The organism is Curtobacterium sp. NPDC089689 (assembly GCF_044749145.1).
Taxonomy (GTDB): domain Bacteria; phylum Actinomycetota; class Actinomycetes; order Actinomycetales; family Microbacteriaceae; genus Curtobacterium.
This window is the reverse complement of the sequence record NZ_JBIVHJ010000001.1, coordinates 1,176,477-1,203,357: the sequence shown is the minus strand read 5'-3', so window position 1 is coordinate 1,203,357 and position 26,881 is coordinate 1,176,477. Positions and strand designations below refer to the sequence as shown.

At 65.9% G+C, this 26,881-nt stretch carries 29 protein-coding genes; 8 read left to right on the top strand and 21 right to left on the bottom strand.

Annotated features, from left to right (window positions below):
- Positions 1 to 6: 6 nt before the first annotated feature.
- Positions 7 to 750 carry a GntR family transcriptional regulator gene (locus tag ACIPYW_RS05890; RefSeq protein WP_400411669.1) on the bottom strand — a complete coding sequence of 248 codons (744 nt, stop codon included), beginning with the start codon at positions 748 to 750 and terminating at the stop codon, positions 7 to 9.
- A 79-nt stretch (positions 751 to 829) separates the two neighbouring features.
- On the opposite strand from ACIPYW_RS05890, the gene ACIPYW_RS05885 reads away from it, so the two are divergent.
- The 4 genes from ACIPYW_RS05885 to ACIPYW_RS05870 are packed head-to-tail and all read left to right on the top strand — an operon-like array spanning position 830 to position 5,344.
- Entirely contained in the window at positions 830 to 2,323 is a 1,494-nt protein-coding gene (locus tag ACIPYW_RS05885; RefSeq protein WP_400411667.1) for an APC family permease, read from the top strand.
- Positions 2,324 to 2,349: 26 nt separating this feature from the next.
- Positions 2,350 to 3,528, top strand: a complete 1,179-nt coding sequence (locus tag ACIPYW_RS05880) for an NAD(P)/FAD-dependent oxidoreductase (RefSeq protein ID WP_400411664.1) — start codon at positions 2,350 to 2,352, stop codon at positions 3,526 to 3,528.
- Positions 3,525 to 4,943 (top strand): FGGY family carbohydrate kinase, encoded by a 1,419-nt coding sequence (locus ACIPYW_RS05875; protein ID WP_400411662.1) that lies wholly within the window; start codon positions 3,525 to 3,527, stop codon positions 4,941 to 4,943. The genes ACIPYW_RS05880 and ACIPYW_RS05875 overlap by 4 nt, the downstream gene beginning before the upstream one ends.
- Before the next feature lie 11 nt (positions 4,944 to 4,954).
- Positions 4,955 to 5,344: a Rid family hydrolase gene (locus ACIPYW_RS05870; protein WP_400411660.1), complete on the top strand. Its 390-nt coding sequence runs from the start codon at positions 4,955 to 4,957 to the stop codon at positions 5,342 to 5,344.
- Positions 5,345 to 5,647: 303 nt separating this feature from the next.
- Here the strand turns inward: ACIPYW_RS05870 and ACIPYW_RS05865 are convergent, their stop codons facing one another.
- The 7 genes from ACIPYW_RS05865 to ACIPYW_RS05835 form a co-directional block, all read right to left on the bottom strand.
- Positions 5,648 to 6,634 carry a hypothetical protein gene (locus tag ACIPYW_RS05865; protein ID WP_400411658.1) on the bottom strand — a complete coding sequence of 329 codons (987 nt, stop codon included), beginning with the start codon at positions 6,632 to 6,634 and terminating at the stop codon, positions 5,648 to 5,650.
- A 3-nt stretch (positions 6,635 to 6,637) separates the two neighbouring features.
- Positions 6,638 to 7,141, bottom strand: coding sequence for an ImmA/IrrE family metallo-endopeptidase (locus tag ACIPYW_RS05860; RefSeq protein WP_400411656.1), 504 nt, complete (start codon positions 7,139 to 7,141; stop codon positions 6,638 to 6,640).
- Between the two features lie 196 nt (positions 7,142 to 7,337).
- A complete protein-coding gene (locus ACIPYW_RS05855) occupies positions 7,338 to 7,796 on the bottom strand; it encodes a hypothetical protein (RefSeq protein WP_400411653.1) in 459 nt (152 codons plus the stop codon).
- Complete coding sequence (locus ACIPYW_RS05850; RefSeq protein ID WP_400411651.1) at positions 7,789 to 8,166, bottom strand: helix-turn-helix domain-containing protein; 378 nt, start codon at positions 8,164 to 8,166, stop codon at positions 7,789 to 7,791. Before ACIPYW_RS05850 ends, ACIPYW_RS05855 begins: the two co-directional genes overlap by 8 nt.
- A 37-nt stretch (positions 8,167 to 8,203) precedes the next feature.
- Entirely contained in the window at positions 8,204 to 8,719 is a 516-nt protein-coding gene (locus ACIPYW_RS05845) for a hypothetical protein (protein ID WP_400411649.1), read from the bottom strand.
- Positions 8,720 to 9,162: 443 nt separating this feature from the next.
- The gene (locus ACIPYW_RS05840; RefSeq protein ID WP_400411647.1) at positions 9,163 to 9,633 is read right to left on the bottom strand and encodes a hypothetical protein; all 471 of its coding nucleotides are present in this window, start codon (positions 9,631 to 9,633) and stop codon (positions 9,163 to 9,165) included.
- Positions 9,634 to 9,642: 9 nt separating this feature from the next.
- Positions 9,643 to 10,071 carry an LD-carboxypeptidase gene (locus ACIPYW_RS05835; RefSeq protein WP_400411645.1) on the bottom strand — a complete coding sequence of 143 codons (429 nt, stop codon included), beginning with the start codon at positions 10,069 to 10,071 and terminating at the stop codon, positions 9,643 to 9,645.
- A gap of 83 nt (positions 10,072 to 10,154) precedes the next feature.
- Between ACIPYW_RS05835 and ACIPYW_RS05830 the strand changes: the two genes are divergently transcribed.
- Complete coding sequence (locus ACIPYW_RS05830; protein ID WP_400411643.1) at positions 10,155 to 11,642, top strand: helix-turn-helix domain-containing protein; 1,488 nt, start codon at positions 10,155 to 10,157, stop codon at positions 11,640 to 11,642.
- A gap of 284 nt (positions 11,643 to 11,926) precedes the next feature.
- Here the strand turns inward: ACIPYW_RS05830 and ACIPYW_RS05825 are convergent, their stop codons facing one another.
- The 3 genes from ACIPYW_RS05825 to ACIPYW_RS05815 all read right to left on the bottom strand — a co-directional run bounded on the left by ACIPYW_RS05825 (position 11,927) and on the right by ACIPYW_RS05815 (position 13,877).
- Positions 11,927 to 12,172, bottom strand: a complete 246-nt coding sequence (locus ACIPYW_RS05825; RefSeq protein ID WP_400411641.1) for a hypothetical protein — start codon at positions 12,170 to 12,172, stop codon at positions 11,927 to 11,929.
- Between the two features lie 78 nt (positions 12,173 to 12,250).
- On the bottom strand, positions 12,251 to 12,682 hold the full coding sequence (locus tag ACIPYW_RS05820) for a hypothetical protein (RefSeq protein ID WP_400411638.1): 432 nt from the start codon (positions 12,680 to 12,682) through the stop codon (positions 12,251 to 12,253).
- A gap of 79 nt (positions 12,683 to 12,761) precedes the next feature.
- A complete protein-coding gene (locus tag ACIPYW_RS05815) occupies positions 12,762 to 13,877 on the bottom strand; it encodes a CHAT domain-containing protein (protein WP_400411635.1) in 1,116 nt (371 codons plus the stop codon).
- A gap of 849 nt (positions 13,878 to 14,726) precedes the next feature.
- Between ACIPYW_RS05815 and ACIPYW_RS05810 the strand changes: the two genes are divergently transcribed.
- The gene (locus ACIPYW_RS05810; RefSeq protein ID WP_400411632.1) at positions 14,727 to 14,996 is read left to right on the top strand and encodes a hypothetical protein; all 270 of its coding nucleotides are present in this window, start codon (positions 14,727 to 14,729) and stop codon (positions 14,994 to 14,996) included.
- Positions 14,997 to 16,600: 1,604 nt separating this feature from the next.
- On the opposite strand, the gene ACIPYW_RS05805 is transcribed toward ACIPYW_RS05810, so the two are convergent.
- Positions 16,601 to 17,215 carry a hypothetical protein gene (locus ACIPYW_RS05805; protein ID WP_400411630.1) on the bottom strand — a complete coding sequence of 205 codons (615 nt, stop codon included), beginning with the start codon at positions 17,213 to 17,215 and terminating at the stop codon, positions 16,601 to 16,603.
- Positions 17,212 to 17,763: an RNA polymerase sigma factor gene (locus ACIPYW_RS05800; protein WP_400411628.1), complete on the bottom strand. Its 552-nt coding sequence runs from the start codon at positions 17,761 to 17,763 to the stop codon at positions 17,212 to 17,214. The genes ACIPYW_RS05805 and ACIPYW_RS05800 overlap by 4 nt, the downstream gene beginning before the upstream one ends.
- A gap of 157 nt (positions 17,764 to 17,920) precedes the next feature.
- Between ACIPYW_RS05800 and ACIPYW_RS05795 the strand changes: the two genes are divergently transcribed.
- Both ACIPYW_RS05795 and ACIPYW_RS05790 read left to right on the top strand, forming a co-directional pair.
- Positions 17,921 to 18,166: a hypothetical protein gene (locus ACIPYW_RS05795; protein ID WP_400411625.1), complete on the top strand. Its 246-nt coding sequence runs from the start codon at positions 17,921 to 17,923 to the stop codon at positions 18,164 to 18,166.
- A gap of 407 nt (positions 18,167 to 18,573) precedes the next feature.
- A complete protein-coding gene (locus ACIPYW_RS05790) occupies positions 18,574 to 19,626 on the top strand; it encodes a BLUF domain-containing protein (RefSeq protein ID WP_400411624.1) in 1,053 nt (350 codons plus the stop codon).
- A gap of 757 nt (positions 19,627 to 20,383) precedes the next feature.
- On the opposite strand, the gene ACIPYW_RS05785 is transcribed toward ACIPYW_RS05790, so the two are convergent.
- The 8 genes from ACIPYW_RS05785 to ACIPYW_RS05750 all read right to left on the bottom strand — a co-directional run bounded on the left by ACIPYW_RS05785 (position 20,384) and on the right by ACIPYW_RS05750 (position 26,788).
- A complete protein-coding gene (locus tag ACIPYW_RS05785; RefSeq protein ID WP_400411622.1) occupies positions 20,384 to 21,067 on the bottom strand; it encodes a cation diffusion facilitator family transporter in 684 nt (227 codons plus the stop codon).
- Positions 21,064 to 21,417: an ArsR/SmtB family transcription factor gene (locus ACIPYW_RS05780; protein WP_400411619.1), complete on the bottom strand. Its 354-nt coding sequence runs from the start codon at positions 21,415 to 21,417 to the stop codon at positions 21,064 to 21,066. The genes ACIPYW_RS05785 and ACIPYW_RS05780 overlap by 4 nt, the downstream gene beginning before the upstream one ends.
- A 190-nt stretch (positions 21,418 to 21,607) precedes the next feature.
- Positions 21,608 to 22,921 (bottom strand): replicative DNA helicase, encoded by a 1,314-nt coding sequence (gene dnaB / locus ACIPYW_RS05775; protein ID WP_152998015.1) that lies wholly within the window; start codon positions 22,919 to 22,921, stop codon positions 21,608 to 21,610.
- A gap of 540 nt (positions 22,922 to 23,461) precedes the next feature.
- Positions 23,462 to 23,914, bottom strand: a complete 453-nt coding sequence (rplI, locus tag ACIPYW_RS05770; RefSeq protein ID WP_290133388.1) for a 50S ribosomal protein L9 — start codon at positions 23,912 to 23,914, stop codon at positions 23,462 to 23,464.
- Between the two features lie 14 nt (positions 23,915 to 23,928).
- Positions 23,929 to 24,186, bottom strand: coding sequence for a 30S ribosomal protein S18 (gene rpsR, locus ACIPYW_RS05765; protein ID WP_017887834.1), 258 nt, complete (start codon positions 24,184 to 24,186; stop codon positions 23,929 to 23,931).
- A 47-nt stretch (positions 24,187 to 24,233) separates the two neighbouring features.
- Positions 24,234 to 24,791, bottom strand: coding sequence for a single-stranded DNA-binding protein (locus ACIPYW_RS05760; RefSeq protein WP_400411617.1), 558 nt, complete (start codon positions 24,789 to 24,791; stop codon positions 24,234 to 24,236).
- Positions 24,792 to 24,794: 3 nt separating this feature from the next.
- On the bottom strand, positions 24,795 to 25,166 hold the full coding sequence (gene rpsF, locus ACIPYW_RS05755) for a 30S ribosomal protein S6 (RefSeq protein WP_058724526.1): 372 nt from the start codon (positions 25,164 to 25,166) through the stop codon (positions 24,795 to 24,797).
- A gap of 188 nt (positions 25,167 to 25,354) precedes the next feature.
- Positions 25,355 to 26,788: a CCA tRNA nucleotidyltransferase gene (locus ACIPYW_RS05750; RefSeq protein ID WP_400411615.1), complete on the bottom strand. Its 1,434-nt coding sequence runs from the start codon at positions 26,786 to 26,788 to the stop codon at positions 25,355 to 25,357.
- Positions 26,789 to 26,881 lie beyond the last annotated feature (93 nt).

The following is a 26,881-nucleotide window of genomic DNA, read 5'->3' as shown; positions in this document are numbered from 1 at the left end:
AGACATTCAGCCGCTTCCGCGGTCGTGCAATGGTCGATCGATAGTCAACGCGACGCGGTCCGCCCGATACACGTCGTGCGCGTATTCCACACACCGACCAGAAACGTCGAAGGTTTGCCGCGTCATGTGCAGTCCCGGTGCCCCATGGCGGGCGTCGAGGAGCGCCGCAGTGTTTGAATCGAGCGTGACCACCTCAACGGTTGCCGCGGTGGCGTCCAAGGTGATCCCCCGCTCGCTGAGGCGGTCCCAAAGCGATCCGAGAAGATCACCTGCGAGCAGGTCCGGAATGAGGGCTCGGCGGTAGAACGTTGTCTCCACCGCTACCGGTTCCGAGTCCCAACGGCGCAGCCGCTGGATGACGTACACCGATTCTCCCAGATCGCAGCCAAGCGCTTGCGCTTCCGGCGCTCCGGCGACGTCCTCGCGGACCCACACCACTTCAGCGCCGGCCGAGCCGCCGCTGCGTTCGACCTCCTTCGAGAAACTGCCGACCCGTAGCGGAAGGCGGGGCCGTGCGACGAAGGTGCCCCGTGTGGCGTCCCGGAAGATGCGTCCTTCGGCCTCGAGTACGCCGAGCGCGTTGCGCACCGTCATCCGGCTGACTTTGTACCCGGCGGTCAGCTCCCGCTCCGGAGGCAGCGCATCGCCTGGTTGGAGATCACCCGCGTCAATCTGGACGCGAATATCCTCCGCGATCCGCAGGTACACGGGGGTCGGTGCCGCGTCATCGCGGAGCTGGCGGGAAGTCACAGTTGACAGCGTAGGCGGCCGCACCTAACCTCGCGGACATTGGTCTATACCAACAAACGTGCAACGAAGGACGGACACTATGAGCGCCCCCAGGGAAACGGCTACGGCCTCCGCCAAGCCCGAAGCGATGAAACGGAACCTGGGCTGGTACGCCTCGTTCTCCGTCGCCTTTGGGTTCGTCTCCATCGCCACCGGCATCTTCACTACCTACGGCTCCGTCATCAGCACCTCGGGTCCCCGCGGGATCTGGGCGTGGCCGATTGCGACTGTCGGGCAGGTAGCTGTGGCGGCGATCTTTGGAGCACTCGCCGCTCGCATGCCGATCAGCGGCTACGCCTACCAGTGGGTGTCCCGGATCGCGAACCCGATCGCCGGGTGGCTGATGGGCTGGGTGTCGTTCGCCTTCCTCATCGTCGTAGTGGTCGCTGTGGACTACACGATCGCAGCCACGATCCTTCCTGAACTGTTTGGCTACACCGCGACGGCCGCGAACAACTGGGCCATCACCGGGGTCGTGATGCTGCTCCAAGCAGTCCTCGTCGCCATCTCTACGGCTCTGACGAACCGCGTCAACACCGTCGCCGTCACCGTGCAGATCATCGGCATGATCGGCCTCACCGTGCTGCTGTTCGTCGTCGGCGCCGTCGTCGGCCGACTCGACTTCGCACACCTGTTCGCCACTGCTCCCATCCCCAGCGAGGGGTACTGGAGCTTCGGTGACCTCACTCACGCCGGCCCGTTCCCGCTCGGCTTCCTCCTCGGCGCGTTCACCATCGTCGGTTTCGAGTCCGCAGCGAACCTCGCCGAAGAGACGCGCAATCCGGAGCGGGTCATTCCCAAGGCCATGATTCAAGCGGTGCTGTCCCTCGGTGTCCTCGGCATGCTGTTCCTCATTGCCGTCACCGCCCTCGCCTCCAGCACCTCCGGCCTCGCAGACTCCGGCACCCCCGTCGCAACCATCATCACCTCGGTGCTCGGCCCGGTGATCGGGAAGATCCTGCTGGTCCTGGTCGTCATCTCCATCTTCTCCTGCGGCTTGGTCATCACCCTCAGCGGCAGCCGCCTCGTCTGGGCGATGTCCCGCGACAAGCGGTTCCCGGGCTGGCAGCTCCTGCGGACCGTCAGCCGCTCACGCGCGACCCCGGTCGCAGCCACCGCGTTCGTCCTCGTCATCAGCCAGCTGATCCTCGCGATCTTCGCGAACACCAGCGATGCACTCTTCTCCCTGTTCTCCGCCGCGACGCTACTACCCGCGATTATCTACGCCGGGACCGTGCTCATGTACGCCATCAAGCGGAAGGCGCTGCCCGCCAGCAAGGGCTTCTCCCTCGGCAAATGGGAGGTGCCCATCATCGTGTTCGCCGGGATCTGGCTCATCTACGAACTGCTGATCTTCCGCGACGTTTCATTCCTGCAGCCGCTGCTGTACGTCGCAGTCATGATCGCGATTGGGGTCGTTTACCTCGCCTACCTCCTCATCACGCGCGGCCGCGACGGGCTCACGATGCCCGCCATGGTCGACGTCGATAAGGCGTTCGACACCGGCACCGTCACCACCGCCGACCAGCTCTGAACTCGCACCACCTCGAAAGGCATCTCATGACCACACGAAGCATCTCCGCAACTGTCGCCGTCATCGGCGGTGGCGTCGTCGGCGCGGCCATCACTCATACCCTCGTTCACCGCGGCGTGGACGTCGTGCTCCTCGAGTCCGACTCCGACCTCGCCTACTCCGCCAGCGGCACCAACAGTGGCGTCTTGCACACCGGGTTCGACTCCACACCCGGTCAGCTTGAGACCGAGCTGATCGTCCGTAGCGCCGCCATCCGCCCCGCCGTGCTCGAAGCCCTCGATGTGCCGGTCATCCGCGCTGGCGCCGAACTCATCCCACACCAGCCGGAGGATCACAGTACGATCCGCGGACTCGCCGAGAACGCGGCGACCAACGGCGTCGAGGTCAGCATCCGCGAATCCGACGGTGCGCTCCTGGTACCGGGCGAGTCCGTCACCGATCCGGTGGCCTTCACACTCGCCCTTGCCGGCTCAGCGGTCGCCGCGGGTGCGCAGGTCGAACGGAATGCCCGCGTCATCAGCGCGTCAACGTCCGACGATGGCGTCGCCCTGCAGCTCGAGGACGGCGGCGAGGTGACTGCAAGGCTGGCCATCAACAGCGCAGGCCTCCACGCCGATGACATCGCTCGCCTCTTCGGCGACGACTCCTTCGAGATCTACCCCCGTAAGGGCGAGTTCTTCGTCTTTGAGCTGCCCGACGGTAAGACCCTCGACCACATCGTCCTGCCCGTGCCGACCAAGCGCACGAAGGGGGTGCTGGTGTTCCCGACCCTCGACGGTCACGTCGTCGCGGGACCCACCGCGGTCGACCTCGAGGACAAGAACGACTGGTCGGTCCGTCCCGAGGCGCACACCGAGGTGCTGGAAAAGGCGGTGGCGAACTACCCGGCATTGCAAGGGCTGAACCCGATCGCGACCTACGCGGGCCTCCGCCCCGCGGGCCGTGGCACCAACTACGTCATCGGTGTCTCCGACGCGTCCAACAAGCTCATCAACGTCGCCGCAATCCGCTCAACGGGCCTGTCAGCGTCGCTCGGCATCGGCGCCTACGTCGCCGACCTGCTGCCCGGCTTGGGCATCAAAACAACCGCCCAGCAGGCGCCGACCCCAATCGCCGACCGGGCAGTGCTGCAGGATGAGTGGTGGCGTCGCACCGCGAATCGGCACGCCGCAGCGCAGACAGACATCGAGCAGGTGCGGCGATGACGACCGTCCTCACCATTGATCAGGGCACCTCCGGCACCAAGGCAGTCGTCGTCGACGGAGGCGGCAGCGTGCTTGCGCTCAGTGAGGTCCCCGTTCGTCCGACGTATCTCCCTGGCGGCGGTGTCGAGCAGGACCCGCATGCGCTCCTCGACTCCGTCCTCACCGCCGGACGTCAGGCTGTCACCGAAGCGCAGGTCGCCATCGACGCGGTCACCCTCGCCAACCAGGGTGAGACGGTTCTCGCATGGGACCCGGAATCGGGCAATCCGCTGTCACCGATGATCGTCTGGCAGGACCGACGGTCGGAGAGCATCTGCGCCGAGCTTCGTCCGCACGCCGAACGGATCGCCCAGAAGACCGGACTCGTCCTCGACCCTTACTTCTCCGCCCCGAAGCAGGCGTGGATTCGCCGCAACATCACCACCGATGGTGTCGTCACAACGTCCGACAGCTGGCTCATCCACCAGCTGACCGGAGAGTTCGTCACCGACATCTCCACCGCGAGTCGGTCCCTCGTCCTCGACCTCGACTCTGGCATGTGGGATCCCGAGCTGTTGGCACTGTTCGGCCTCGACCGAGAACGGCTGCCACAGATCCTGTCGAATACCGAAGTCGCAGGGGTGACGTCGCTCTTCGGCGGTGGTGAGATCCCCGTCGGCGGGCTGATCGTCGATCAACAAGCCGCCCTCGTCGCTGAGCGGTGCCTCGTCGCCGGCGAGGCGAAATGCACGTTCGGCACAGGCGCGTTCCTGCTCGCGAACACCGGCACGGACCCGGTGCGTTCCAGGTCCGGATTGTCGACGTCGATCGCCTGGCAGCACGCCGGAAAGAGCCTCTACTGCCTGGACGGGCAGATCTACACAGCCGCATCTGCCGTCCGGTGGCTGGAACAGCTGACGTTCATTAACAGCGCCCGCGACCTCGACCAGACCGCCTCCGCCGACTCCGAAGGCGTCATGTGCGTCCCGGCCCTCGCCGGACTTGCAGCGCCCTGGTGGCGACCCGACGCGACCGCAACCATCACCGGCATGACGCTCTCCACCAGCAGCCAGCATCTCGTCCGCGCCGTCCTCGAAGGCATCGCAGCTCAAGTCGCCGAGGTTGCACGCAGCATGGCGCAGGACCTTGGCCAACCGCTGCAGCGGCTCCGCGTCGATGGTGGCCTCACGCAGAGCAAGGTGCTCATGCAGTCCGTCGCGGACCTCGTGCAGATCCCGGTCGACGTGTACCCGTCGCAGCACGCCACGCCGCTCGGCGCTGCCGCCCTCGCACGGGTCGCCGTCACCCCCGGCCTCACGCTCGAGGACGCGATCGTTGATTGGAAGCCCACCCTCTCGTTCGAGCCGGAGTGGTCCCCAGACCGCGCGGCCGACTTCTCCACCCGCTGGCGGCGCATCGCCGACCTCACCGTCTGAAAGGTCAACCAATGGCCACGCGCACCAACATCCCCGGCGGCTCGCCCCGCGAATCCATCCTCGGCTACTCCCGGGCCGTGAAGATCGGCAACCTCGTACTCATCTCCGGCACCACCTCTGGCGGTGTCGGCGACACCGCCGAAGCGCAGACCCGCGAGATCTTCCACCGCATCGAGAAGGCGCTACAGAACGCCGGAGCCGACCTCACCGACGTCGTCCGCACCACCGTCTACCTGACCAATATCGACCGTGACTTCGACGCCGTCGGTGCCGTGCACGGCGAACTGTTTGCCGAGGTCCTGCCCACTAACACCGTCGTCGGCATCTCCGCGCTCGCATCTCCTGACCTCCTCGTCGAAGTCTCCGTCGACGCCGTCATTGGCCTCACCTCCGAGCACTGACGAAGCCGCCCAAGCCGGAGAGTTATTCCTACAGTCCAGCTGCACTGTGCGTGCGGAGCCGCATCGCGCCGGCGGCGTGGTCGGCGACGCAAGCCGAGCGCGTATCGAGGATTATGCCGCCGAACCCTCAGCCCTGATACGCAGGCAGTGCGGCCACTGGTCAACGTCGCGGTGCCGGGCCGCCGACGACGACTCGCGCCAACCGGCAACGACACCCGTTCGATCGAGGACATGTCGGACACTACGAGCGGGACAATGACGCACGATGCTCCGGCGACGGCGCATTACACTTGCGCGCGGTCCCTAACCCAGGGGTGCCTTGTCGTCCAAGTTGTCGCCGCCGGGTTCCTCAGCGGCCCCTTGTGCCGGAGGGTTCAGCGGGGACTCGGCGTCGAGCAGCGGCTTCATAGCATCGGACGGCTCGTTACAGAAGGCCGCGTCGTTGGAGGCGGGCAGATACAGGCTCGACGGCCATGACGGGTCTTGATGGCATGCCCGGCAGACGTCCATCACCTTGTTGGGCGTCATGTCCGTGGTGCGCAGCTGAGCCAGCGCGACGTTGACCGCGTCGCCGTTATCCCGGTCGACTGCGAAGACGGGGTACTCACGCCCGGCCCACACCCCTTTCAGTGCATGGGTACCGTGCAAGACAACGTCGTTGACGTGGTGCAGGTCCTGGAGGAGCTGCGAACCCGCCGCGGTGTACGCGGCTGCTGACAGTGCCCAAGCTGCCTCGACGCTGAGGGTGAAGTAGCGGCGCGAGGAGAGCCCGAAGATCCGGAACCCGGTGTCGATGCTCGGACCGAAGTAGTCGTACAAGAACTTCGTGTGTGTCCGCTTGCCGTGCAGTGCAGTGCTGTTGAGGATCACGACCGGGTCGTCGGAGTCTTCGATCATGGGGTCGCGAGGGATCGTCGATTCGCTGTCGGGGCCCGGGAAGGTCGCGACGAACGCACCGCCCTTGAGGGCGAGCCCGAAGTCCGCCAGCGATTCGGTCTCGTACGCCCGCATGGCGGCGAGCCACACCCGAATCGCAAGACCCACTTCCTCCTCCGCACGAACGTGCACCTCAAAGATGAGTTCGTCACCGACCGCTTTCCACAGCTCGAACGTCGGCGGCTCCTGGCCCGCGGCTGCAGCATGCCGGACGTTCTCTCGCGCGACGAACTGCGGGAACTCCCGATAGAACGACAGGAACACCTTCTGCCATCCGGGCTGCTTCTGCTTGAACTGCGTCGATCCGACCAGATCGCACGAGACGAACAGCTTGGACTTGCTGACCTTCGCCACCGGTCAGATGAGTCCGAGGACCTGGGCGCGCACCGACGCGGCGCTGGGGGAAACGCCGAACTCGTCGCCGACACGCCACCAATCGTGCCCATAACGCTCGGCGGCTGCGACGAACGCGTCCGCTGGCATCAGCAGCGACGAGGCGAAGATGTTCGCCTGCGTCTCGGCACGGTTGCGGCTGCCCCGCCCGAATGCCATTCGACCCTGCTGCTGCGGGTGCAGGTAGTGCAAGAAGTAGTGCCCCAGCTCATGCGCAATGGTGAAGCGGTCGCGCCGGTCCGAGGTCAGTGGGGGCAGATGGACCGTGAAGTTGCCCGGCTCGTGAACCGTGAGCGCCTCGGGCGCGACGATGTCCATGGAGGTCTCAACGCGTCCGCCGAGCACGCCGACGAGTCGCATCAGATCGAGGCGGCTGCCCTGTTCGTACTCGCCATGGGCTGCTGCAACACGTCTTGCGTACTCGGCGATAGCGGAGTTCGACAGAGGCGACGGTGCGATCGTCGACACGAGGGGCCTCCTTCTTCCGGACCCCCAGCTTACCGAGGAGAGCCGACAGTCGGGGCAGGGATCGCCGACGCGACGGCGCCGCGGAGCCGATGTTAGTCGCCCCACGGCGTGTTCCCTTCTCAGCTCGTAAGCGACCGCGGGACGCTCGAACAGCGGCATCTGGCTCCGTCGCGGGCGGGTGTCGAGAGGTCGGGCCTCAGGTGTCTGACGCGTGAGTCTCAGCGAACCCGATCTGGCCGCGCTGGATCATCGGCAGCACGAGGGCGCTGCCGAACACGCGGCGGGTGAGGTCCGAAGTTGCTTCCCTGATGTACGGCAGCAGCACCATCACCGCGACGTTGTTGATGAAGTCCAGCATCGTTGCGCGGGAGATGGCTTGCGCGGATTCACCGGAGTACTGCCAGGCGGCGCTGACGCCGATGACAACCTTGCCCTGGTCGGGGGCGTCGATAGTGGTCCTGATCTGCACCCGGAACCCTCGGTCGTCGTCGCGGGTTCCGTAGCTCATCTCCTGAGCGAGATGCAGCTGCGTATCGCCTTCAGGAGCGCCGGGCGCCGAGTTGTCGTTCTGGGCGGCGGACAGCTCGTAGTACGACACGTCGATCAGGTCCGAAACATCGACAACGTCTTGGACGGTGATGCCTTGCTCAGGCACTCGTGAAAGACCTCTGCTGCTCAATCACGGACACCGGGACGCGACGTGCCTTCGACCAGGTTCCGGAGGCGCTGAGCACGGACGAAAATCGGTCGTCGCTGATCTGGTGCTCCTCGCAGTCGTCGATGACCGTGATCGTGATCCGGGCGCCGACTGCCATGGCGTAGCGCTGAATTGTGGACTGTGTGGGGTTGGCGTCGTAACGCTCAAACGCGGCTACAGTCGGCTGGCTGACGCTCATGCGCTCGGCGACCTCGGCCTGGGAGAGGTTGTGCTTCTTCCGAAGCGCGATGAGTCCTTTCAGAAGGTTCTCGCTGGACTCCAGGAGGGAGTCCGCGCGAGCGTCGAGTCGGGACGTCTCGTCGTTCATAGATTTTAGTCTATACCGCTGAGCTGTGGGCGTCCAGTCAGACGATGCCCCACTTCACGGGCCTCCCGTCGTGGAACCGCTTGATCGCCTTGTCAATTTCGATGTCCTGCAGGTCGTTGGTCGCGGCGGTGTCGTCCTCCACGATCTCCTTCTCGTGAAGATGGAGACCGAGGATCACGTCCGTCATCGTCGTCGGTTCTGCGTGGTACAGCCGGACGGGCACCGTGCTGTGCACGTCGCGGCCATCGCGGTGCTCGAGGACGCCAATGTCCCACCGGATCTCGAAGAGGTATTCGTGCGCCCCGCGATCGATGTCCTTCACATGGGTCACGGGCTCCAACTCGCCCGCGCAAGCAGCCTCGAGCCGACGGGTGAAACGTCGCCGCTCGAGCCGCCAGCTTGTCGGTGACCAACGACGGCCAGGTCGCCGCATCAGCTCTTCGAACTCTGCGGCAGCAGCCTCGATGGCATCTGCGGAGGGCGTGAGCTTGACGGGGTAGTAGGCGAACACCAACGGGCCACCAGCACTGCATCGTGAGGACCGGTTGGGCATACGACCAGTTTAGTTCAGCCGGGCGACGTTCCCGCATCGTGTAGGCCGCAGCGTTCATGAGCTGGCTCCGGCGCGGGCGGCTGAGGCCGGGCGGCAGCATCACCTGGTCCGCGAGGCCGCTGAGCAGTGCATAGCGAGCGCCGGTGGCCCGCGTCCGTCCGGCCGGCGAAGTGATGAGCTGTGTGAGCTGAGGCCTGTCAGAGACCACCGGCACTTCCGGCGTTCAGGCGAACGTTGTCGGCTGCACGTTGCGCGTTGGCGCGGCTGCGGAAGTGTAGGTTACGCGGGAACTTGTCACTTTCCGGGGCGAGTTGTCACCGACTTGTCGCTTGCGACAAGTTCCGCGGACGGGTCACCTGCTCCGGCACCGGCGCTTCGCCAGAGCAGGTGGGTCTGTCCCGTGCGCGATCTGCGGCGCCGTCACTGACGTGTCCGATGGCCGATCACCTTCCGGACGGTGCAGAGGTAATCAGTCGACCATGATCGACGTCGAGGACGGCATGCGTACCGAGAGGCACGGTGACGAGGTCCTCGATGTGCCCGAGCGGTAGGCCGCCGAGGACAGGGACGCCGAGCGCATCGAGGTGGTCACGGAGGGTGTCGAGGATCGTCCAGCCCCGGTCCTCGTAGCCGGCGAACTGATGGATGCTGCCGAGCGCGACGCCCGCAACGCCATCGAGTGCTCCGGAGTACCGCAGCTGCGTCAGCGCCCGGTCCACCATCCCCAGCCCCGCGGCACGGTTGATCTCGAGGAGGAAGATCCTGCCCGCGAGGTCGAGGTCCACGACCCCGACCGACCGCGCCAACATCTCGAGATTGCCGCCGAAGAGCGCCCCCTCAGCATGCCCCGTCGTAGTGAGCCTCGCCGAGAGGGCGCTAGCATCAGCGTCGACGGTGGTCTGGGCGCCCTCCATGAGTAGCCGTCAGACGTGGTCAGCGTGAGCGCCGGCGATCGCGCCATGCAGGGTCGGAACGCCGGCAGCGTCCCACACGCAGTGCAGCGCTGTGATGTCGCTGTACCCGATGAGCAGCTTGGGGTCGGCGCGGAACGCCTCGACGTCGACGGACGGGGCGATACGGAAGCTGCCGCATCCCCCGGTCGAAGCGATCACGGCCCGAACCGTTGGGTTACGGATGGCACTGTTGAGGTCCGCGAGCCGGTCGGAATCGGTGCCGGCGAGGTAGCCGCGGTGGTCCAGCGCATGCGGAGGGATGACCGCCCGAAGGCCCCACGATTCGACCTGTTGAGCGATCCAGCCAGGTACGGAGTCCTCCGGCCACGACGCCGGGGAAACAACCGCGACAGTGTCGCCAGGGGCCAAAGTGCGGGGTTCAAGCGTCGTTGCTTCCATATCTTCGGACCTTAGCCAGCACCCCCGTCAACGGACACGCGCGCGGTGGCGAGCACCGGAGACCGAGCAGTAGCCTTCGCCTCATGGTCAAACCTGTCGATGTCGATGTGTTGTCGGCGCTTCTGCGTCGCGCTGCTGAGATGCCGGACCTGGAGTACAAGTCCACCTGGAACCCAGGCGACAAGCGGGACCTGGTCGAGTTGTGCAAAGACTTCGCAGCCATGGAGTCCTTGCCCGACGGCGGATATGTGGTCGTTGGTGCCAACGACGACGGCTCGCCCAGTGGTACGTTCTCGCCCGCCAATCCACGCGATTACGACGAGCAGAAGATCCGCTCGAAGGTCGTGAAGGTTCTCGGTGAACCTCTCGACCTCAGCGCCAGCCTTCTCGTGTGGGAGAACTCGACCTATCTGCTGATTGGCATCGGGCCGCACCAAGACGGACTGCGCATCATGACGAAGGACGCCGGACACGAGGGCGGTGACGTATGGCGGGAAAGCGATGTGTTCGTGCGGAGAGGCACGTCGAGTGTGCGGTGGAATCAACACGAGGCCAGGGGCATCCTTGAGCGCATTGTGGCGGTGCGGAAAGAGGAGTGGCGAAAGGACATCTTCGAGACCATTCGGCAGGCGTCGCCCAATTTGGATGGGGCCGGTTACGTGAACCTCACGACGGATATCCCGGTCGATTCCTTCACTGTTGCGGCCACTGAACTAATTCGACGGCAGGACGCCGTAGGCCTCGACACTCTAGTGCGCCGCATAACGAACACGGCTCGGGGCATCGTCGAGCAGGCGCGAGCGAACGGAGACGTCGACAACGAAGCCGCAGCTGTCGAGGTTCAGCGCGAGTTTGATCGGCTGAACATCGTCGCAGTGCTGACGGCGCGGTACGGCCTCTCCGACCCGTTCACAGAGGTGATGGAGAGCTACCGAACGATCTACAGCGCCAACGACGACGAGTACATGCAGTATCCGTCGACCTTCGTGACGAGCCATCGCCTCGTGATGACCAGCGCCATGGCCCTGGGTGCTGCTCTGGTTAACGAGAAGCGCTGGCAACAGATCTACGCCCTCGCTCGTCTCGCTCCGACTTACACGCACAACGGCTATTGGACGAGCCTGCTTCGCAAGGCTGAGGTCATGGCGGCGCGTTCCACACAGGCTCGACAGGACGAGGACCTGACACGGTCCGGCGTCATCGCGGACGCCACCCCCATCGCAGATCATTTGTTCGCTCTCCTCGACGAGACGGGTCGAGCAGACACGGTGACGCTGCTAGTGCAGTTCGACGTCTTACGCGGTATTGCCACTACGGATCCCGAGGACAGCAGGCTTGGGGCTTACCCTAATTTCTCGTTCTACCGTTCGGCCCGGGCGGAGCCAGCGTTTCTAGCAGTGCTCGATGACGACCGAGCCCGCTCGGTGTTTTCGGCGAGGTCCGACGATGAGCTTCGATCCGTCTTCCAACTTATGGATCAGGGAGCGCAACAGGAAGGGATGATGTACCACGGATGGCACGGGTTCCAGAACCCGCGTCTCGCACGTTTCGTCGACAGTGCACGGAATTAGCAGCTGAAGTTGACCTCGAGCGGGTCAGTTTACTGCTGGGCGCATCCGACGAGAACGGCGCTGAGGCACACCGCGACGGTCAACGCAGCAGGACCCCGGCTTACCCGTACGTGAGAACCGATCATAAGTTGAGACTGGCAGACGGAAGGCTCATCCGCTTCGTTAGCGAAGATCGACTCGATGGAATATGTCGACTGCCGCGGAAGCCGACCATCGTGCGTGGTGCCATGTCGTCCGAAACCACCTGGTCGTCGGGCGTGAACGCGCGGAAGCTACAGGAACGCTTACCCCGAGGCGGCGACTTTGTCGCTTGACCGCCACGCCCTCCAGCGCCAGGCTGACCCGGCATCGACGTACACCTCGTACTTTGCGATCGCGGCGCCGTCGCGGAACTCTACGGCTGATCGGCGAACATTCGCTCCTGAAGCGAAGGTCTCGCCGGCCAAGGCAACCTTCTCGCCGTTTGCTCCGTAGAGCCACCAGCTCGGCTGTCCGCCCTTGTTCTTGCCAACGCTGAATCGAAGAGCCACCTTGCCCCTCCTTCCTCCTTCAGGCCTACAACCCGAAGGTCTTCGTTGTCGTGAGCTGACTGTGTTGTCGCGACGCGCTCAGCGGAGTTGAGCGAGAAGCGTTTCGCTGTAGTCCGCCAGCGCGGTGCTCGACGTCATCGTTTGTTCGTCCCCGACGTAGATCGGTTCCGGCGTGCCGTCGAAGTTAAGCGCGAGGCGCATCCGCTTCGGCCCCGTAAGACCGGTCTCGCTCGCGGTGAGGGGAGGTGTGCGCAACAGGCGTAGCTGGCGGGGACGGCCGAGCGGAATGACCGTGATGCTGGTGTCCCGCTTTGACTCGTCACCTGCGATGTCGGCCATGATCAAGTGCACGTCAGTGAAGAGCCGCAGTCGGACGACCGCGTTGTCATCGAAGCCGTCCACGGCCACGTTGGTGTAGCGAATTTCCGCCGATCCAAATGCCCAGGTGAGACCGCTGATGACTTCTCGCCAGGCGGACGCACGCGGACTAATCTCGTACGCTTCGCGCATTAACTAACTCGACTCCCAGCGGGGGTTCGCTGCTGCCAGTGCTTCCTGCACCGCCTTTGTGTCCTCGGGACTTCGCGTCTCATCGCTCCGATTCAGGTGTGTCGTTCACGACGAGTCGCACCGAGGCGGGGTTGATGTCGTCGGCGGTGACGATCGTGGGCAGGTCGTAGTCGTCGAGGCCGTTCATCTTCATGTCGGCGCTTGCGAGCGCAAGCGCGCCCTGTACTGACTGGCCGTCAGCGACCGCTCGGTAAAAACGGGTGGCGAAGGTGATCGCGTCCGCGTCACCGACCGAGGCCTTCATGCCGATGGCGATCGGCACTCCCGCGAGGAGTGGTTGCAGGTTTTCGGCGGACTCGCATGCATTCAGAACCACCAGCTGGGGCGGCTCGTCGGCGGCGGACAGGGCCTCCATGAACGTGCTGATCGGGAGGCTTCGGTGGGCGCCTTCCAACGATCCGTCGTCGAAGAACAGCTCGTCGGCGTTCGCGTGGCCGGAGAAGTGCACGACGTGGGGCCGGAACGACGTGACGTAGTCGAGCAGGTCACCGCTGGTGATGTCAGGAGCGTGCTGAATCAAGACCTGGTCGCGGTGCACCGCCGAGCGCACGGCCGCTTCCACTCGCCGTATCTCTTGGTTGACCCGGAGGTCACCGTCGGGTGTCGCCGTGCCGTACAGGATCCGGAGCGGTTCGGCCTTTGGCTCCCGCAGCGCCGCGATTTGGGCACCGAGGCGGCCCTCTGTTCGGGCGAGCTGGTTGGCGACGGCTGCTTGGTGGCGCTGTTGTTCTAGGCGGTCCTGTTGCCGCTGACGCTCGTTTGCGCGGCGCGCGGTTTCAGCGTCGCGGCGGTCCTTGTCCGCCTGTCGAGCGGCAGAGGCGTTCTCTCGCTGAATCGCGGTGTTCAGGTCCCGGTTTACGGTCGCTTCTTGCTTACTGAGGTCCGCCCGCTTCGATGCGAGCGCGGCGAGCTTCTTCTGCTCGCTGGCTGCGGCGTTCCGCGCCGTCTCCGCTTGCCGCAGATACATGCGGCGGGACGAATCGCTCTTTGTCGATGCCGCGCGTGCTGCCTTCGATGCAGCTTCCGCGTCCTTCCCACCCTTCCGTTTCTCGGCCTTGCTGATGTCCGCTTCAACTGCCGCTCGCTTCTTCGCGAGTTCGGCCAGCTTGCGTCGTGCGTCGTCTGACTTGCCCACTATTCGTCCTAACTCATCCTGGTCGGGGCCATGGCCCCTCGCGCTCGTCATCGGGTGCAAAGGGTGGGCCGCGCGTTCAGCAGCGCGCCCGGCTGATGTGAGGTGGTGCCCGTTAAGGAGCACCACCTCACAGCCCTCAGCGCAAGTTGAACGCGCGGCCGCAGGCGCCGCACCGGATCATCCCCGGCGAGTAACCGCCGATGAGGAACTTCGTGCGGCAGTGTGGGCAGGTGACCGTGTAACCACGGGGGTTGCTCTTCAAGATGTGCCTCCTTGGCACTTGAGAAGAGGAAGACCCGCGACGGCGGAGCTTTCAATGGGCCGTGAGTCGGCGAAGAACACCACCCACACCCAGCGAATCGCAGCACCGCCGAGGACTTCCTCCGAGGAGGCAGATGCACGCCGTTGTCCACCATGTGGCCGACTGGCGTAAGAGTTGCGGAACCCTTAAGGTCGAGGACGTCCTACCAAGACACCTCAGCCCCGATCTGCTGTATGAGAGCCCCCACTCGATCCAGCCGATCGGGGCTCTGTTTGTACTCACCATGGTAGTCGATCTGACCGTCTAACTGAGGTGTCCACCCAAAACTGGGCGAAGTTCTCGAGCGGCGCTGCCGCCCCCACGACCCTCGGAGGCTTGCCTTACCCTCCGTCGGGAGACGTTCCCGTCGGTCAGGCCTCAGCGAGGGGGCCCACGCGACGTCCGTCGTTGGAGGCACCCCGTCGTTCAAGCCTCAGTGCCTCCTGTTCGAGACCAGAGCGTGTCGACTTGGACGGCCGGCGCCGCAACCAACCTTGGAGGACCTGCCGGGCCTGTTAACGTGCAGCGGAATTGTCGTGCACTCACACGTGAAGCTGCACCGGCCGTTACCGACGGCGGTGCAGCGTGCGGTGTTCCGTCTGGTGCAGGAGGGGCTCACGAACGCCCGGAAGCACGCACCCGGTGCGGAGGTACACCTACAGATCACGACGACGGGCGGGAGGGTGTTGACGGAGCTGGTCGCGGAGCCGGGGCGACCTAGCGCGCATCACGCGATGGTCGGGCTCCGGGAATGTGCCGAGCTGCTCGGTGGCACGCTGACCCGCACCCTGGGTGAAGAAGGCACCCATATCCTGTGAATGACTCTGCCCACCGGCAGCTGACTTATTCGGGCTCTGTTGGTCAACACACGTAGGCGGTGCCTTCCCGCAACGACGCGTGAAGCTCCAGAGGCGATGGAGTTCCTGCCGCAGCAGCCGATCATGCCTGCGGCGATCGGGCCCGTCGGCCTCGCCGGACACGGACGATACCTGTAACCTCAAGCGTTCCAGCGGTAGAGCCCGGAGGGTGACGCCTCGGTCGCTCGGGACCTCGAGGTCGCCGGTGCCATCGCAGTGTCGGCGCGGGGGCGTTGACAACCTGAACGGCGGACAGCGGTGAGGCGTCTGGATCGCGAAGGCGACTGATCTGCCAATCCTCGACGAACCGACGAAGTTCCTCGACGTGGCGCGCCAGGTTGCAGAGCCCGAACTGCTTGACGGCCCTGGCGCCGCGCACGGGACCACGATCTTCAAGGTGCGACACGATCTCGACGCCGCTGCGCACTCTGTCGATACCGTCGGCGACCTCGCTGGAGGCGCGGCATGTGCTGTGGGCACGCCTACCGTGGTCGTCCTCCTTCGCCAGACCCTCCGAACTGGACCTGGACCTGGACGTGACGGCGTGATCGCCTCGAATCCGGCTTCGGGCCACCACCCATCATGTGCGCGTCAGCCGCGTAGCCAACGTCCGGCACCCCGAACTGATGGTTGCATCCACAACCAAAAGTCTATACGTTTGCATCAACCGAGTGGTTCTCGGCCAGAGCGGAAGGATCGCTCCAGGGTGAGGCTGGTTGACCCGAACAAGCCGGCCTCACCCCGTTCCCGCATGCTGATGTCAACGCTTCTCGTGAGAGGTTGCCTGTGGTCGCCGACGGCACCTCGGCAAGTGGGGGCGTGGCGCTCGACATGGTCGGACGCGACGAGCCGCTCGACGACCGCCGTCGTGGACACGGTCATGGTGCAGGGAGCGGCGCCGGCAGTAGGAGCCTGGCACCGTTGTCGCAGCGAATTGTGGACCGGCGGTCGCGGTCGTCGCACTCAGCGCGCAGGAAGTTCCGTGAGAAAGCCTTGGCAGGCGATCGACTTCCAGCTCGCCGAGGCGACGATTTTGTCCGTCACCGATTGAATTGGCGGAAGTTGAGCGAATTCGGGGCTGAAAAGCCATGAAAAGGCTTCCGCGAACGTGGGTAAGCTCGCAGTATCAATCGGAGGGTCGCTGGCGACTGAGAAGGCTCTACCGTTGCGTCTGATTGTCCCGGCCACGGCACCAGTGGTATCGCGCACCACCCAATGTCCAGGTGCTGTGCGTTCGAAATAGGCAGGCAATGCGCTGATATCCCTTTCCGTGGGCTGCTATTTCCTGCGGGACAGTGTGGCGCCCCCGCAACGATGGGCGTGCCGTGAGGGCGTCTGCCGCTATGTGAACCGCTAGGAAAGTTGGGTGGCGGTCTTCACTTGCTGAAGAGGTGGCGGAGCAAAGCGTGGTGGTCCCTCGCTGCTGAGCGACAGCCTGAGGACCATCGCGTCGACAACGGCGATGACGGCGGTGTCGCGACGTGTTCGCTCCGGGGGCACGTGTGGGGCGCGCCATTGAGGGACCTTGTGGGGCGGCGTGTGCACCGTCTTGGGGTTGGGCATTGTCAGAATGCGCGGTCGTAGAGGGCGTCGAGTTCGGGGGTGTCTTCACCGGAGAGGCCGCAGGACCGGATGACGTTCTTGGTCGCGGCGACGAGGTAGGTGGTGCCGTCCTTGAACACTGGCGCAGCACCGTCGACCTGGGCTTTTGGGTCGCCTTGGGGAACAGTGACGGTCTTCTCGGCATTGCCAGAGAAGACGTCGTCGACTCGGAAGGTCACGAGGCCGTCCGCGGTGGAGGTGACCGTGCCTCGAAACGCCAGCGTGGACGTCGCCAGTGCTTCTGGGGTGACCTTGGCGCATATGGCCGCTGGCCCGCCCGCAGCGGGTGCAGACAGCGCGGTCACCCCGCCGCTGGTGCTGCTCGGCCCGACCAGGCTGACTCCGCCGATGACCGCGGCCGTCGCTGCGATAGGGATGCAGGCGATGGCGAAAAAGCGGCGACGGCTGCGGGCGCGGGGAGGAGCGATACTACTGGTGGTGGTCGTGGCGGTTTGCTTCAGACGTTCAAGCTGCGGTGCCGACAGTGGGCTCAGGGCAGAGGTCGGATCTGCCTCGCGCATCCACGCGAGGACCTGGTTGTCACCGGCTTCGTCGGTATCGTGGCGGTTGTTCGTCATGATTGTCCTCCTTTCTTCGCTGCTGTATGTCCCACACCCGGTGCCATCTTTCGGATTTTGTCGGCGAGTTTCTTCTTCGCCCGGTGTAGCCGTATCGAGACCGCGTTCGGCGTCATCGTGAGCACTTCCGCGACTTCCGACACCGCGAGTTCTTCCCACACGTGCAAGCGCAGAACCTCCGCGTCCAACTCGCCAAGTTGACCAAGAGCCTGTCGCACCAGGCCCACCCACGGATCCCCTGCGCCCTGCTCGGACACTGACTCATGTGGCGGGTCGATGGTGATGATCCGGGCGACGAGCCGCTCCTGGCGGCGCATCGAGCGAAGAGCGTTCTGCAGCTGTAGCCGGGCAACCCCGATCGCGTACGGGATCTCGCCGCCTACCGGGACCTCGATCCCTCTGCGCCACAGCACGACTAAGACCTCGCTGAGGACATCGTCCGCCGTCGCTTGGTCTACTCGCCGGTACAGATATCTCCGCACCGGCTCGACGACGACTCCGGCGACCTCGTTGAACCGGGCATGCTCACTTTCTTCCGACACGCTCACACCTCGACACGTCCGCCATCCCCCACCATCTTTCACACGTCAGGAAGCCTGGGAGTGAGTCGAGAAGATGGGCCGTCGATGAAAGCTGCTGACGCTACGGGACATGTGGTGGTGAAGGGCCAGAACCGGCCCGACACCCTCGATCAGGAGCCTTCTCATGACCGCCATCCGCACTCGTCGCAGCATCGTCGTCTCCCTGGCCCTGGCCACAGCCGCGACCGCGACCCTCATCACCGGCGCCGCCGCCCAGGCCGCCACCACACCCGGTACCACCTCTGTTGTGGTCCAGGACACTGGCAGCCACTCGGCTGACCCTGCCACCGACCCCACCCTCCACCAAGACCCCGCCACCGGCTCCTGGTACTACAGCGACACCGCCGGTGGCACCGTCGGCCAGATGTAGCCCACGGCCCCCACGGTGAAGACCCGGCTCAGGAAGCTGAGCCGGGTCTTCGTACATAACAGCGACGGGTGTCTCAATTGCGTCAATAGGATCAGCGCTCGTGCGGTAGTCCCCAATTCCGGTCCGGCCGTTGGTTGCGGTGGAGGAGCCACATACCGAGCAGGGTCATGGCGACGGGCCCCTAAATCTCCTGTTCCCGGACCGGCCTCCGCCACAACGATCGTGTCGAACCCGAAGCAACGACGATCGTCCGCGTACGCCTTTGGTTCGCTCGGTTTGGCACCAGCTTCCCATGTGTCCATCGCGGTCGATGTGTTTGTGCTCGGTCGGGGGGTTGCGGCCGGGCTCAATGCCGGGCTTCACTCGGGAGTTGCAGCGTTCCGGGAAGAACAGGGAGACCAGAACCGATGCGATCGATCGTCTACACCAGCACCCAGACCCGTCCGATCACGGACACAGAACTCGCGCAGATCCTCGCCGTCGGACGGGAGAGAAACACCGCACTCGGGGTGACGGGGATCCTCGCGCACAAGGGCGAGAACTGCCTCGGGATCCTCGAGGGCGACGAGGAGACCGTCGGCGCCCGGTTCGAGCAGGTTCGCCGCGATCCGCGGCACACGAACGTTCGGGTCCTGGCTGACGAGCCGATTGCTCAGCGGTCGTTCCCGGACTGGTCGATGGCGTTCCAGCCGCTCGATCCGCTGGTGCACGAGGTTCCCGGCTTCCGGGACCTGTTCGCGTCCGGTCAGGCCCTCGATCCGGCGGCGGGGCTGACACGTGCCCGCGGGTTGCTGGAGTGGTTCCGCAAGCACCCCCTCGCCCCGCTGACAAGCCAGACTACGGAGGCGGAAGAAGCTCCCCGCACGCGGGCAATCAACGGTGCGATCACCGCCCTGCACGACGGCGGTGTAACCCGGTTCAGCCTCGTCGTCGCGGCCGCGCACGCAGGGATGACACCGGAAGCGGTGCGGGAATTCTTCCCGACAGATCGTGCACTGCTGGCTGCAACGGTGGAGCGGTGGACGCATGCGATCTCGGCACCGTTGGCGCCGTTGATCGCCGAGAAGGGCACGGTCGCGTACATGCACGCGCTGATGGCCGCGCACGCGGAAGAGCCGGCGCTGATGGAGCTGCTGGCCTACAGCCTCGCCTCGGCCAGTGACGCGTCGTTGGATGGGGCGGATTATTACCGGTCGATGTACCGGCGGTTCCGGGAAGCGATCCACGAGGGGCTGGTTGTTGATGTGCGGGAGGGTCGGGAACCGTCCACGATGGATCCAGTCCGAGGCGCGAAGCAGCTCCTCGCCCTCTACGACGGCCTCCGTCTGCAGGCGCTCCTGACCGCAGACACGGACGTCGTGACCGAGTTTGACCGGGCGGCGACACGGATGCGACGCGGCTGGTCCGAGCAGTACGAACAACCCCACTACTGGGACATCCCCGTCGCCGGCAACCGCTAGACACGGCGTAGCCGGCACCGCAGCCCCTTCGACGGGGTGGCCGGTGAGAGCGGCGCCCTCTGTACGGGAAGGCAACCCCGGACGCCACCCGAGCCGTTCCGCGCCGATCAGGTGACACGTTCGGGCTCTACCCCGGTAACCAGCCGGAGCAGGGCCAGTATGAGGCACGAGGGTAGAGCCTGACGACGAGTCGGGTTAGCCTGCAAGCGACCCGGTTAGAGCACGCTCCTGGGTCACGGCTCGCCATCCATTCGCGGTGAGGTCGCGGCGACGGTGCCGGGTCAGTGGGGCACTGGCACCGTCGCAACGATCAGCCACAGACGCTGACCCTTACTTTCTGACGAACCGCGACGGCGGAAGCCATCGGCCTGACCGCGGAACCTACACGGGTATGCCCGCGACTGTAGGTTTCGGCTCTATGTGGCCCTTGTCGCACGGAATCAGAGGGCTACGGGAGCGCGCCGACGTCTGCAGTTTCGTAGGAGATGGCACGTCCTTGATTTCGCCCAGTAGCGGATGTTTAGAGGCCGAGATAGCGGCATGCGGCGACTCGGCGTTCAGCGTCGTCGAGACTGTCGCATCGGAATCGCAGTCCGGAGCGCTGCATGCACACCTGGCACTGCTCGGGGAGGGCTTCGACGTCGGCAACTGGTTCCGGGTCGTCGGCGGACCAGAGCCGGTACCCATCTTCGACGGCCTCGAACTCGAACCAGTCGAGCAGGAACCGCTCCCCACGCTGCATGGGAAGCCCAGCCGGTCAGCAGCAGTCGCAGGTATCGACGTCGCGCTCACCGGTCAGCGCTGACACCGGCTGCTTGCAGGCGTCGCCGCGCCACGCCTCCAAGCCTTCGCGGACGGCGAAGAAGACGACGACGAGCCCGGCCACCGGGTCGGCCCAGGACCATCCGAACAGGGTGTTCAGCAGGAGCCCGATCAGGACGGCGGCGGAGAGGTAGCTGCATACGAGGGTCTGCTTGGAGTCCGCGATCGCAGACGCGGAGCCGAGTTCCTTCCCCGTTCGACGCTCCAGCAGGCTGAGGAACGGCATGACTGCGAGGCTGACCGCCGCGAGGACGATCCCGACGGTGCTATGTTCCGGCTCGCGGAGCCCGGCGAGGGTGAGGGCGGCGTCGACGGTGACGTAGAGCGCGAGGCCGAAGAACGACACGGCGATGACCTTCAACGTGGTGCGCTCGCGTGCTTCCGGGTCACGGCCGGCGAACTGCCACGCCACCGCGGCGGCGGAGAGGACTTCCACGATCGAGTCGAGGCCGAACCCGATCAGTGCCGTTGAAGACGCCACCGTGCCGGCGGCGATCGCGATCACGGCCTCGATCACGTTGTACGTGATCGTCGCTGCGACGATCCACCGCACCCGCTTCTGCAACACGCTCCGGCGTGCGGTCGACAGCGGGGCTGTGAGCTGCACGGCGGCGCTCATGCGCCGACTCCGCAGCACAGGGGAACATCGCAGTCCTCGTCCGTGCAGGCGGCTCCGTCGTCAACGGCGAGCACGACGTCGACGAGAGCGCCCAAGGCTTGAGTGAGGTGCGGGTCCGCAATCTCGTACCGGGTGCTGCGTCCCTCCGGTACAGCGACGACGATCCCGCAGCCACGAAGGCATGCGAGGTGGTTCGACACGTTCGTCCGTGTCAGCTCCAGTTCCTCCGCCAGCCGGGCCGGGTAGCCGGGGGCAGTGAGCAGACGGAGCAAGATGCGGGACCGCGTCGGGTCTGACAGGGCGCGGCCGAGTCGGTTCATAACGTCCAGCCGAGGGGCAATAGTCAGCACGCGATGACTATACATTCCGCGCTGACACGACGAGGCTGAGCCGCAGGTGCCACGTCTGTGCCATGTGTAACGGAAGGTGCCATGTCCGCACGGAACCTACAGCGACCAAGACTGCGATGGACATCTCAAAAGTTGCCCAATCTGTAGTGCCGGTACCAAAAAAGGGCGCCTCCGGGACAGCTCGAAGGCCCTACTGCGGCATGTCGACGAACCGCGAGAACATCCCATGGAACGCCACCGTGATCGTGTCCGTCGGCCCGTTGCGGTGCTTCGCCACGATGAGGTCGGCCTCGCCCTGACGCGGGTTGTCCTTCTCGTACGCCGACTCACGGTGCAGCAGGATCACCATGTCGGCGTCCTGCTCGATCGACCCCGACTCACGCAGGTCGGAGATCATCGGCTTCTTGTCGGCACGCTGCTCCGGACCACGGTTCAGCTGCGACAGCGCGATGACCGGCACGCCGAGCTCCTTCGCCATGAGCTTGAGGGCTCGCGAGAACTCGGAGACCTCTTGCTGGCGGGACTCGACGCGCTTGCCCGAGGTCATCAGCTGCAGGTAGTCGATGACGACGAGCTTGAGGTTGTGCTGCTGCTTCAGACGGCGGCACTTCGCGCGGATCTCGACGAGCGTCATGTTGGGGGAGTCGTCGATGAAGAACGGGGCGTCGTTGATCCGCCCGCGGGTCTGCGCGATGGTCGTCCAGTCGCGGGAGTCGACGGTGCCCTTGCGCATGTTCTGCAGCGGCACGCTCGACTCGGCGGACAGCAGACGCATGGCGATCTCGGCCCGCCCCATCTCGAGCGAGAAGAACGCGGCGGTCTGGTTGTGCTTGAGCGCGGCCGCCCGGCACAGGTCGAGGGCGAGGGTGGACTTGCCGAGTGCGGGTCGGGCGGCGACGATGATGAGCTGTCCGGGGTGGAAGCCGTTGGTCAGCCCGTCGAGCCCGCTGAAGCCGGTCGGCACGCCGGTCATCTGGCCGTCTCGGCCCTTCGCGGCCTCGATCTCGTCGATGGCGGCGCCGATGGCGTCGGTGAGCGGCACGTAGTCCTCGGTCTGGACGCCGCCCGCGACGTTGTAGACCTCGGCCTGCGCGCTGTTGACGAGGTCGGTGACCTCACCCTCGGACGCGTAGCCCATCTGCACGATGCGGGTGCCGGCATCGACCAGGCGGCGGAGCACGGCCTTCTCGGCGACGATCGCGGCGTAGTACCCGGCGTTGGCAGCGGTCGGCACCATGCTCGTCACGCTGTGCAGGTACTCGGCACCGCCGGCACGCGAGAGCAGCCCGGTCTTCGTGAGCTCGTCGGTGACGGCGATGACGTCCGTCGGCTCGCCGTGGGAGTACAGCGAGAGGATCGCGTCGAAGATGACCTCGTGCTTGGGGATGTAGAAGTCGACCCCGCGCGCGGTCTCGATGACGTCAGCGACGGCGTCCTTCGACAGGAGCATGCCGCCGATGGTCGACTGTTCGGCGAGGAGGTCGTGCGGCGGCGTCCGCTCCATGCCTCCGCGGTCGGCGACGTCGCGGGGGGACGGATCGAGATGCGCGATCGACACACGGACTCCTGTCGTTGGTACGGCGCGGGCCCCTGCCCGCACCGAAGTTCTATGCCGGACGACCGACATCGCCAGGTCGCCGGGCCACGCTAAGGGCCTCGGAGTTATCCCCACAAATGTGCCCTGTGGATAACTCTGTGGAGAGGCTGCGGAACACGCCGGAGTGCCGTGTGGACAACTGTGGAGAGGTGTGTGGACAACCTGCTTCTAGAACACAGTTTCGACCGCTTGATCTGGGGTTTTCCGTTCCACACCGTGTGTGGAAAAGTGGGGTTCAAGTTCCCATTGAAGGTTGACGAACCGGCCGTTTCGGGTGTGTAAAACCAGTTGACAAACCGAAACCTGAGGGCAACTTTCTCACGCTGCTTCCAGGTTCGGAGCGCTCACCTGAACGGTAACCAGCCAGGCGCGAACCGCCGCCTGCGGGAACGTCGACGGGCGGGCCTCCCGGAGGAGACCCGCCCGTCGTGAGCGGTGTTCGCGGCCTTACTTGGCGGCGACGACCTTGAGGGAGATCACCGCGGTGATGTCCTCGCGCAGACGCACGGTGGCCTCGTGGTCACCGACGGTCTTGATGGTCGCGGGGACCTCGACCTTGCGCTTGTCGAGCGAGCCGACGCCCTGTGCCTCGACCGCAGCGGCGACGTCCGCCGGGCGGACCGAGCCGAACAGACGGCCGTCCTTGCCGGCCTTGACCGACAGCTGGATGGTGGCGTTCTCGAGCTTCATCTTGAGGTCCTGGGCCTCTTCGATGGTGGCGAGCTCGCGAGCGGTACGCGCGGCACGGATCGACTCGACCTGCTTCTCGCCGCCCTTGGACCACGCGACAGCGAAGCCCTGGGGGATGAGGTAGTTGCGGGCGTAGCCGTTCTTGACGTCGACGACGTCACCGGCGGAACCGAGGCCGGAGACCTCGTGGGTGAGGATGAGCTTCGACATGGGAGATCCTCCGATCAGCGGCCGGAGCCGGCGTAGGGGAGGAGCGCCATCTCACGGGCGTTCTTCACGGCACGGGCGATGAGGCGCTGCTCCTGGACGGAGACGCCGGTGATGCGACGGGCGCGGATCTTGCCACGCTCGGAGATGAACTTGCGAAGGGTCGCGACGTCCTTGTAGTCGATGACGCCGACCTTGATCGACTTCGCGGGAGCGGCGTTCTTGCCACCCTTGCCGCGAGGCTTCCGGCGGTCGCCGGTGCTCTTTCCAGCCATTGTTTTTCCTTAGAGATGAAGAAGTTGTGTCCGGTGGACCGGAGGGGTCAGAACGGGGTCTCGTCGTCGTACGAGCCGCCGGGCGTCGACCACACGTCGTTCGACTGTGCGTTGCCGCCACCCTGCTGGCCACCCTGGGGGGACCAGGGCGCGTCCGACTGACCGCCGCCGTTGTTCCAGTTGCCGCCGTTGCCGCCAGCGTTCGCGCCGCCGACCTGGCCACGACCGCCGCCGTTGCCACCCGAGGCACGGGTGACCTGCGCGGTCGCGTAACGGAGCGAGGGGCCGATCTCGTCGACCTCGAGCTCGATGCTCGTGCGCTGCTGGCCCTCACGGTCCTGGTACGAGCGCTGACGCAGACGACCCTGCGCGATCACGCGCGAGCCCTTCGTCAGCGAGCCCGCCACGTGCTCGGCGAACTCGCGCCACACGCTCGCACGGAGGAACAGCGCGTCGCCGTCCTTCCACTCGTTCGCCTGACGGTCGAACGTGCGAGGGGTGGAGGCGATGGTGAAGTTCGCCACCGCGAGCCCGTTCTGCGTGTAGCGCAGCTCGGGGTCCGCGGTGAGGTTGCCCACCACCGTGATGACGGTTTCGCCGGCCATGACTTACTCGGCGCTCGCGGTCGCGTTCGCGGCCTTGCGGGCCGCGCGGGCCTCGTCGCGCTGCTTCTGGGCGGCGACCTGAGCGATCGCCTCCTCGGCGCGGAGGACCTTCGTGCGGAGGACGGCCTCGGAGAGACCGAGCTGACGGTCGAGCTCCTTGGCGGCCTCGGGGGAGGACGTGAAGTCGACGACGGCGTAGATGCCCTCGGACTTCTTCGCGATCTCGTAGGCGAGACGACGACGGCCCCAGACGTCCACGTTGTCGACGGTGCCACCGTCGTTGCGGATCACGGCGAGGAACTTGTCCAGGCTGGGAGCGACGGTGCGCTCGTCGATCTCGGGGTCGAGGATCGCCATCAGTTCGTACTGGTGCATGCGGAACCCACCTCCTTTGGTCTCGGCGGCTCCGGGCGGTTCCCGGAGCAGGAGGGTTGATGCATGTGTCAGCGCGCAGACGCACGGAGACAACCTGAACAGCCTACCGGACCGCCTGGAGGCGCGCCACCACCTGTGGAAGCCGCCCCGGCCCTCCCGGCGGTCACCCTGCGCGCGGGGCGCGACGCTCAGTCGGCGTCGCGCGCCGCCCACCAGGCACGCAGGCGCGCCTCGGCTTCCTCGGGCCCGAGCGGGCCCTCGTCCATCCGGGTCTCGAGCAGGAAGCGGTAGGCCTCACCGACGGCTCGTCCGGGCGCGATGTCGAGGATGCGCATGATGTCGTCGCCGGTGAGGTCGGGACGGATCGAATCGAGTTCCTCCTGCTCGGCGAGGGTCGCGATGCGTGCCTCGAGGTCGTCGTACGCGAACCCGAGGCGGTCGGCCTTCCGGCGGTTCCGCGTCGTCACGTCGGAGCGGGTGAGCTCGTGGAGCCGCTCGAGCTCCGGACCGGCGTCGCGGACGTAGCGACGGACGGCGGAGTCCGTCCAGGCGCCGTCGGTGTAGCCGAAGAATCGGAGGTGCAGCTCGATGAGACGGGCCACGGAGCCGATCGTGTCGTTGTCGAACCGCAGGGCACGGAGCCGCTTCTTCGCGAGCTTCGACCCGACGAGGTCGTGGTGGTGGAAGCTCACCGCACCGCCGGGCTCGAGCTTCCGGGTCGCGGGCTTGCCGATGTCGTGCAGGAGCGCCGCGAGCCGGAGCACGGTGTCCGGGGCTGCGCCGGGGTGGCGCTCGGCCTCGTACCCGATGGCCTGCGTCAGCACCGTGAGCGAGTGCTCGTAGACGTCCTTGTGGTGGTGGTGTTCGTCGATCTCGAGCTTCATCGCGGGCAGCTCGGGCAGGAAGCGTTCGGCGAGCCCGGTGTCGACGAGCAGCCGGAGACCGGGGACGGGGTCGGCGGTGTTCAGGAGCTTGACGAGTTCCTCGCGCACCCGCTCGGCGGAGACGATCTCGATCGAGTCGGCCAGCTCGGCCATCGCGTCGCGCACGTCGTCGGACACGGTGAACCCGAGCTGCGACGTGAACCGGGCCGCCCGCATCATGCGCAGCGGGTCGTCGCGGAACGACACCGTCGCCTGCTGCGGCGTACGGAGGCGCCCGGCGAGCAGGTCCTCGACACCGCCGTGCACGTCGACGAGCTCGCGCTGGGGGAGTCGGAGCGCCATCGCGTTGACGGTGAAGTCGCGGCGGAGCAGGTCGTCCTCGATGGTCTCGCCGAACGCGACCTCGGGCTTCCGGGTCTCGCCGTCGTAGACGTCGCTCCGGTAGGTCGTGATCTCGACCTGTTCGTCGTGCACCCGCGCGGCGATGGTGCCGAACTGGCGGCCGACGTCCCACGTGGCGCTCGCGATCGGCTCGACGATCCGGAGCACGTCGTCCGGGGTGGCGTCGGTGGTGAAGTCGAGGTCGGTGACCGGACGGCCGAGGAACGCGTCGCGCACCGGGCCGCCGACGAGGGCCAGCTCGTGTCCGGCGTCGGCGAACGCCCGCGCGAGGGTGGCCACGGGGAGGGTTTCGGCGAGTGCGTCGAGTCGCTCGACGGCCTGGGCAACGGACTGCATGACGGACCAATCCTCCCAGATCGAGCCGACGAGTTCTCCACACCCTGCGCGCGCACGGGCGGTGTTCATGGTGGGGCCTCATACACTCGTGCA

Bases quoted from the DNA above. Each gene is read 5' to 3' on its own strand.
- rpsR (WP_017887834.1), bottom strand. From the start codon at position 24,186: ATGGCTGGAAAGAGCACCGGCGACCGCCGGAAGCCTCGCGGCAAGGGT.
- ACIPYW_RS05750 (WP_400411615.1), bottom strand. From the start codon at position 26,788: ATGCAGTCCGTTGCCCAGGCCGTCGAGCGACTCGACGCACTCGCCGAA.
- ACIPYW_RS05760 (WP_400411617.1), bottom strand. From the start codon at position 24,791: ATGGCCGGCGAAACCGTCATCACGGTGGTGGGCAACCTCACCGCGGAC.
- ACIPYW_RS05880 (WP_400411664.1), top strand. From the start codon at position 2,350: ATGACCACACGAAGCATCTCCGCAACTGTCGCCGTCATCGGCGGTGGC.
- ACIPYW_RS05840 (WP_400411647.1), bottom strand. From the start codon at position 9,633: ATGGAGGGCGCCCAGACCACCGTCGACGCTGATGCTAGCGCCCTCTCG.
- ACIPYW_RS05805 (WP_400411630.1), bottom strand. From the start codon at position 17,215: ATGACGAACAACCGCCACGATACCGACGAAGCCGGTGACAACCAGGTC.
- dnaB (WP_152998015.1), bottom strand. From the start codon at position 22,921: ATGGAGCGGACGCCGCCGCACGACCTCCTCGCCGAACAGTCGACCATC.
- ACIPYW_RS05850 (WP_400411651.1), bottom strand. From the start codon at position 8,166: ATGAACGACGAGACGTCCCGACTCGACGCTCGCGCGGACTCCCTCCTG.
- ACIPYW_RS05795 (WP_400411625.1), top strand. From the start codon at position 17,921: ATGACCGCCATCCGCACTCGTCGCAGCATCGTCGTCTCCCTGGCCCTG.
- ACIPYW_RS05835 (WP_400411645.1), bottom strand. From the start codon at position 10,071: ATGGAAGCAACGACGCTTGAACCCCGCACTTTGGCCCCTGGCGACACT.
- ACIPYW_RS05785 (WP_400411622.1), bottom strand. From the start codon at position 21,067: ATGAGCGCCGCCGTGCAGCTCACAGCCCCGCTGTCGACCGCACGCCGG.
- ACIPYW_RS05790 (WP_400411624.1), top strand. From the start codon at position 18,574: ATGCGATCGATCGTCTACACCAGCACCCAGACCCGTCCGATCACGGAC.
- ACIPYW_RS05875 (WP_400411662.1), top strand. From the start codon at position 3,525: ATGACGACCGTCCTCACCATTGATCAGGGCACCTCCGGCACCAAGGCA.
- ACIPYW_RS05845 (WP_400411649.1), bottom strand. From the start codon at position 8,719: ATGCCCAACCGGTCCTCACGATGCAGTGCTGGTGGCCCGTTGGTGTTC.
- ACIPYW_RS05830 (WP_400411643.1), top strand. From the start codon at position 10,155: ATGGTCAAACCTGTCGATGTCGATGTGTTGTCGGCGCTTCTGCGTCGC.
- rpsF (WP_058724526.1), bottom strand. From the start codon at position 25,166: ATGCACCAGTACGAACTGATGGCGATCCTCGACCCCGAGATCGACGAG.
- ACIPYW_RS05885 (WP_400411667.1), top strand. From the start codon at position 830: ATGAGCGCCCCCAGGGAAACGGCTACGGCCTCCGCCAAGCCCGAAGCG.
- rplI (WP_290133388.1), bottom strand. From the start codon at position 23,914: ATGTCGAAGCTCATCCTCACCCACGAGGTCTCCGGCCTCGGTTCCGCC.
- ACIPYW_RS05820 (WP_400411638.1), bottom strand. From the start codon at position 12,682: ATGCGCGAAGCGTACGAGATTAGTCCGCGTGCGTCCGCCTGGCGAGAA.
- ACIPYW_RS05870 (WP_400411660.1), top strand. From the start codon at position 4,955: ATGGCCACGCGCACCAACATCCCCGGCGGCTCGCCCCGCGAATCCATC.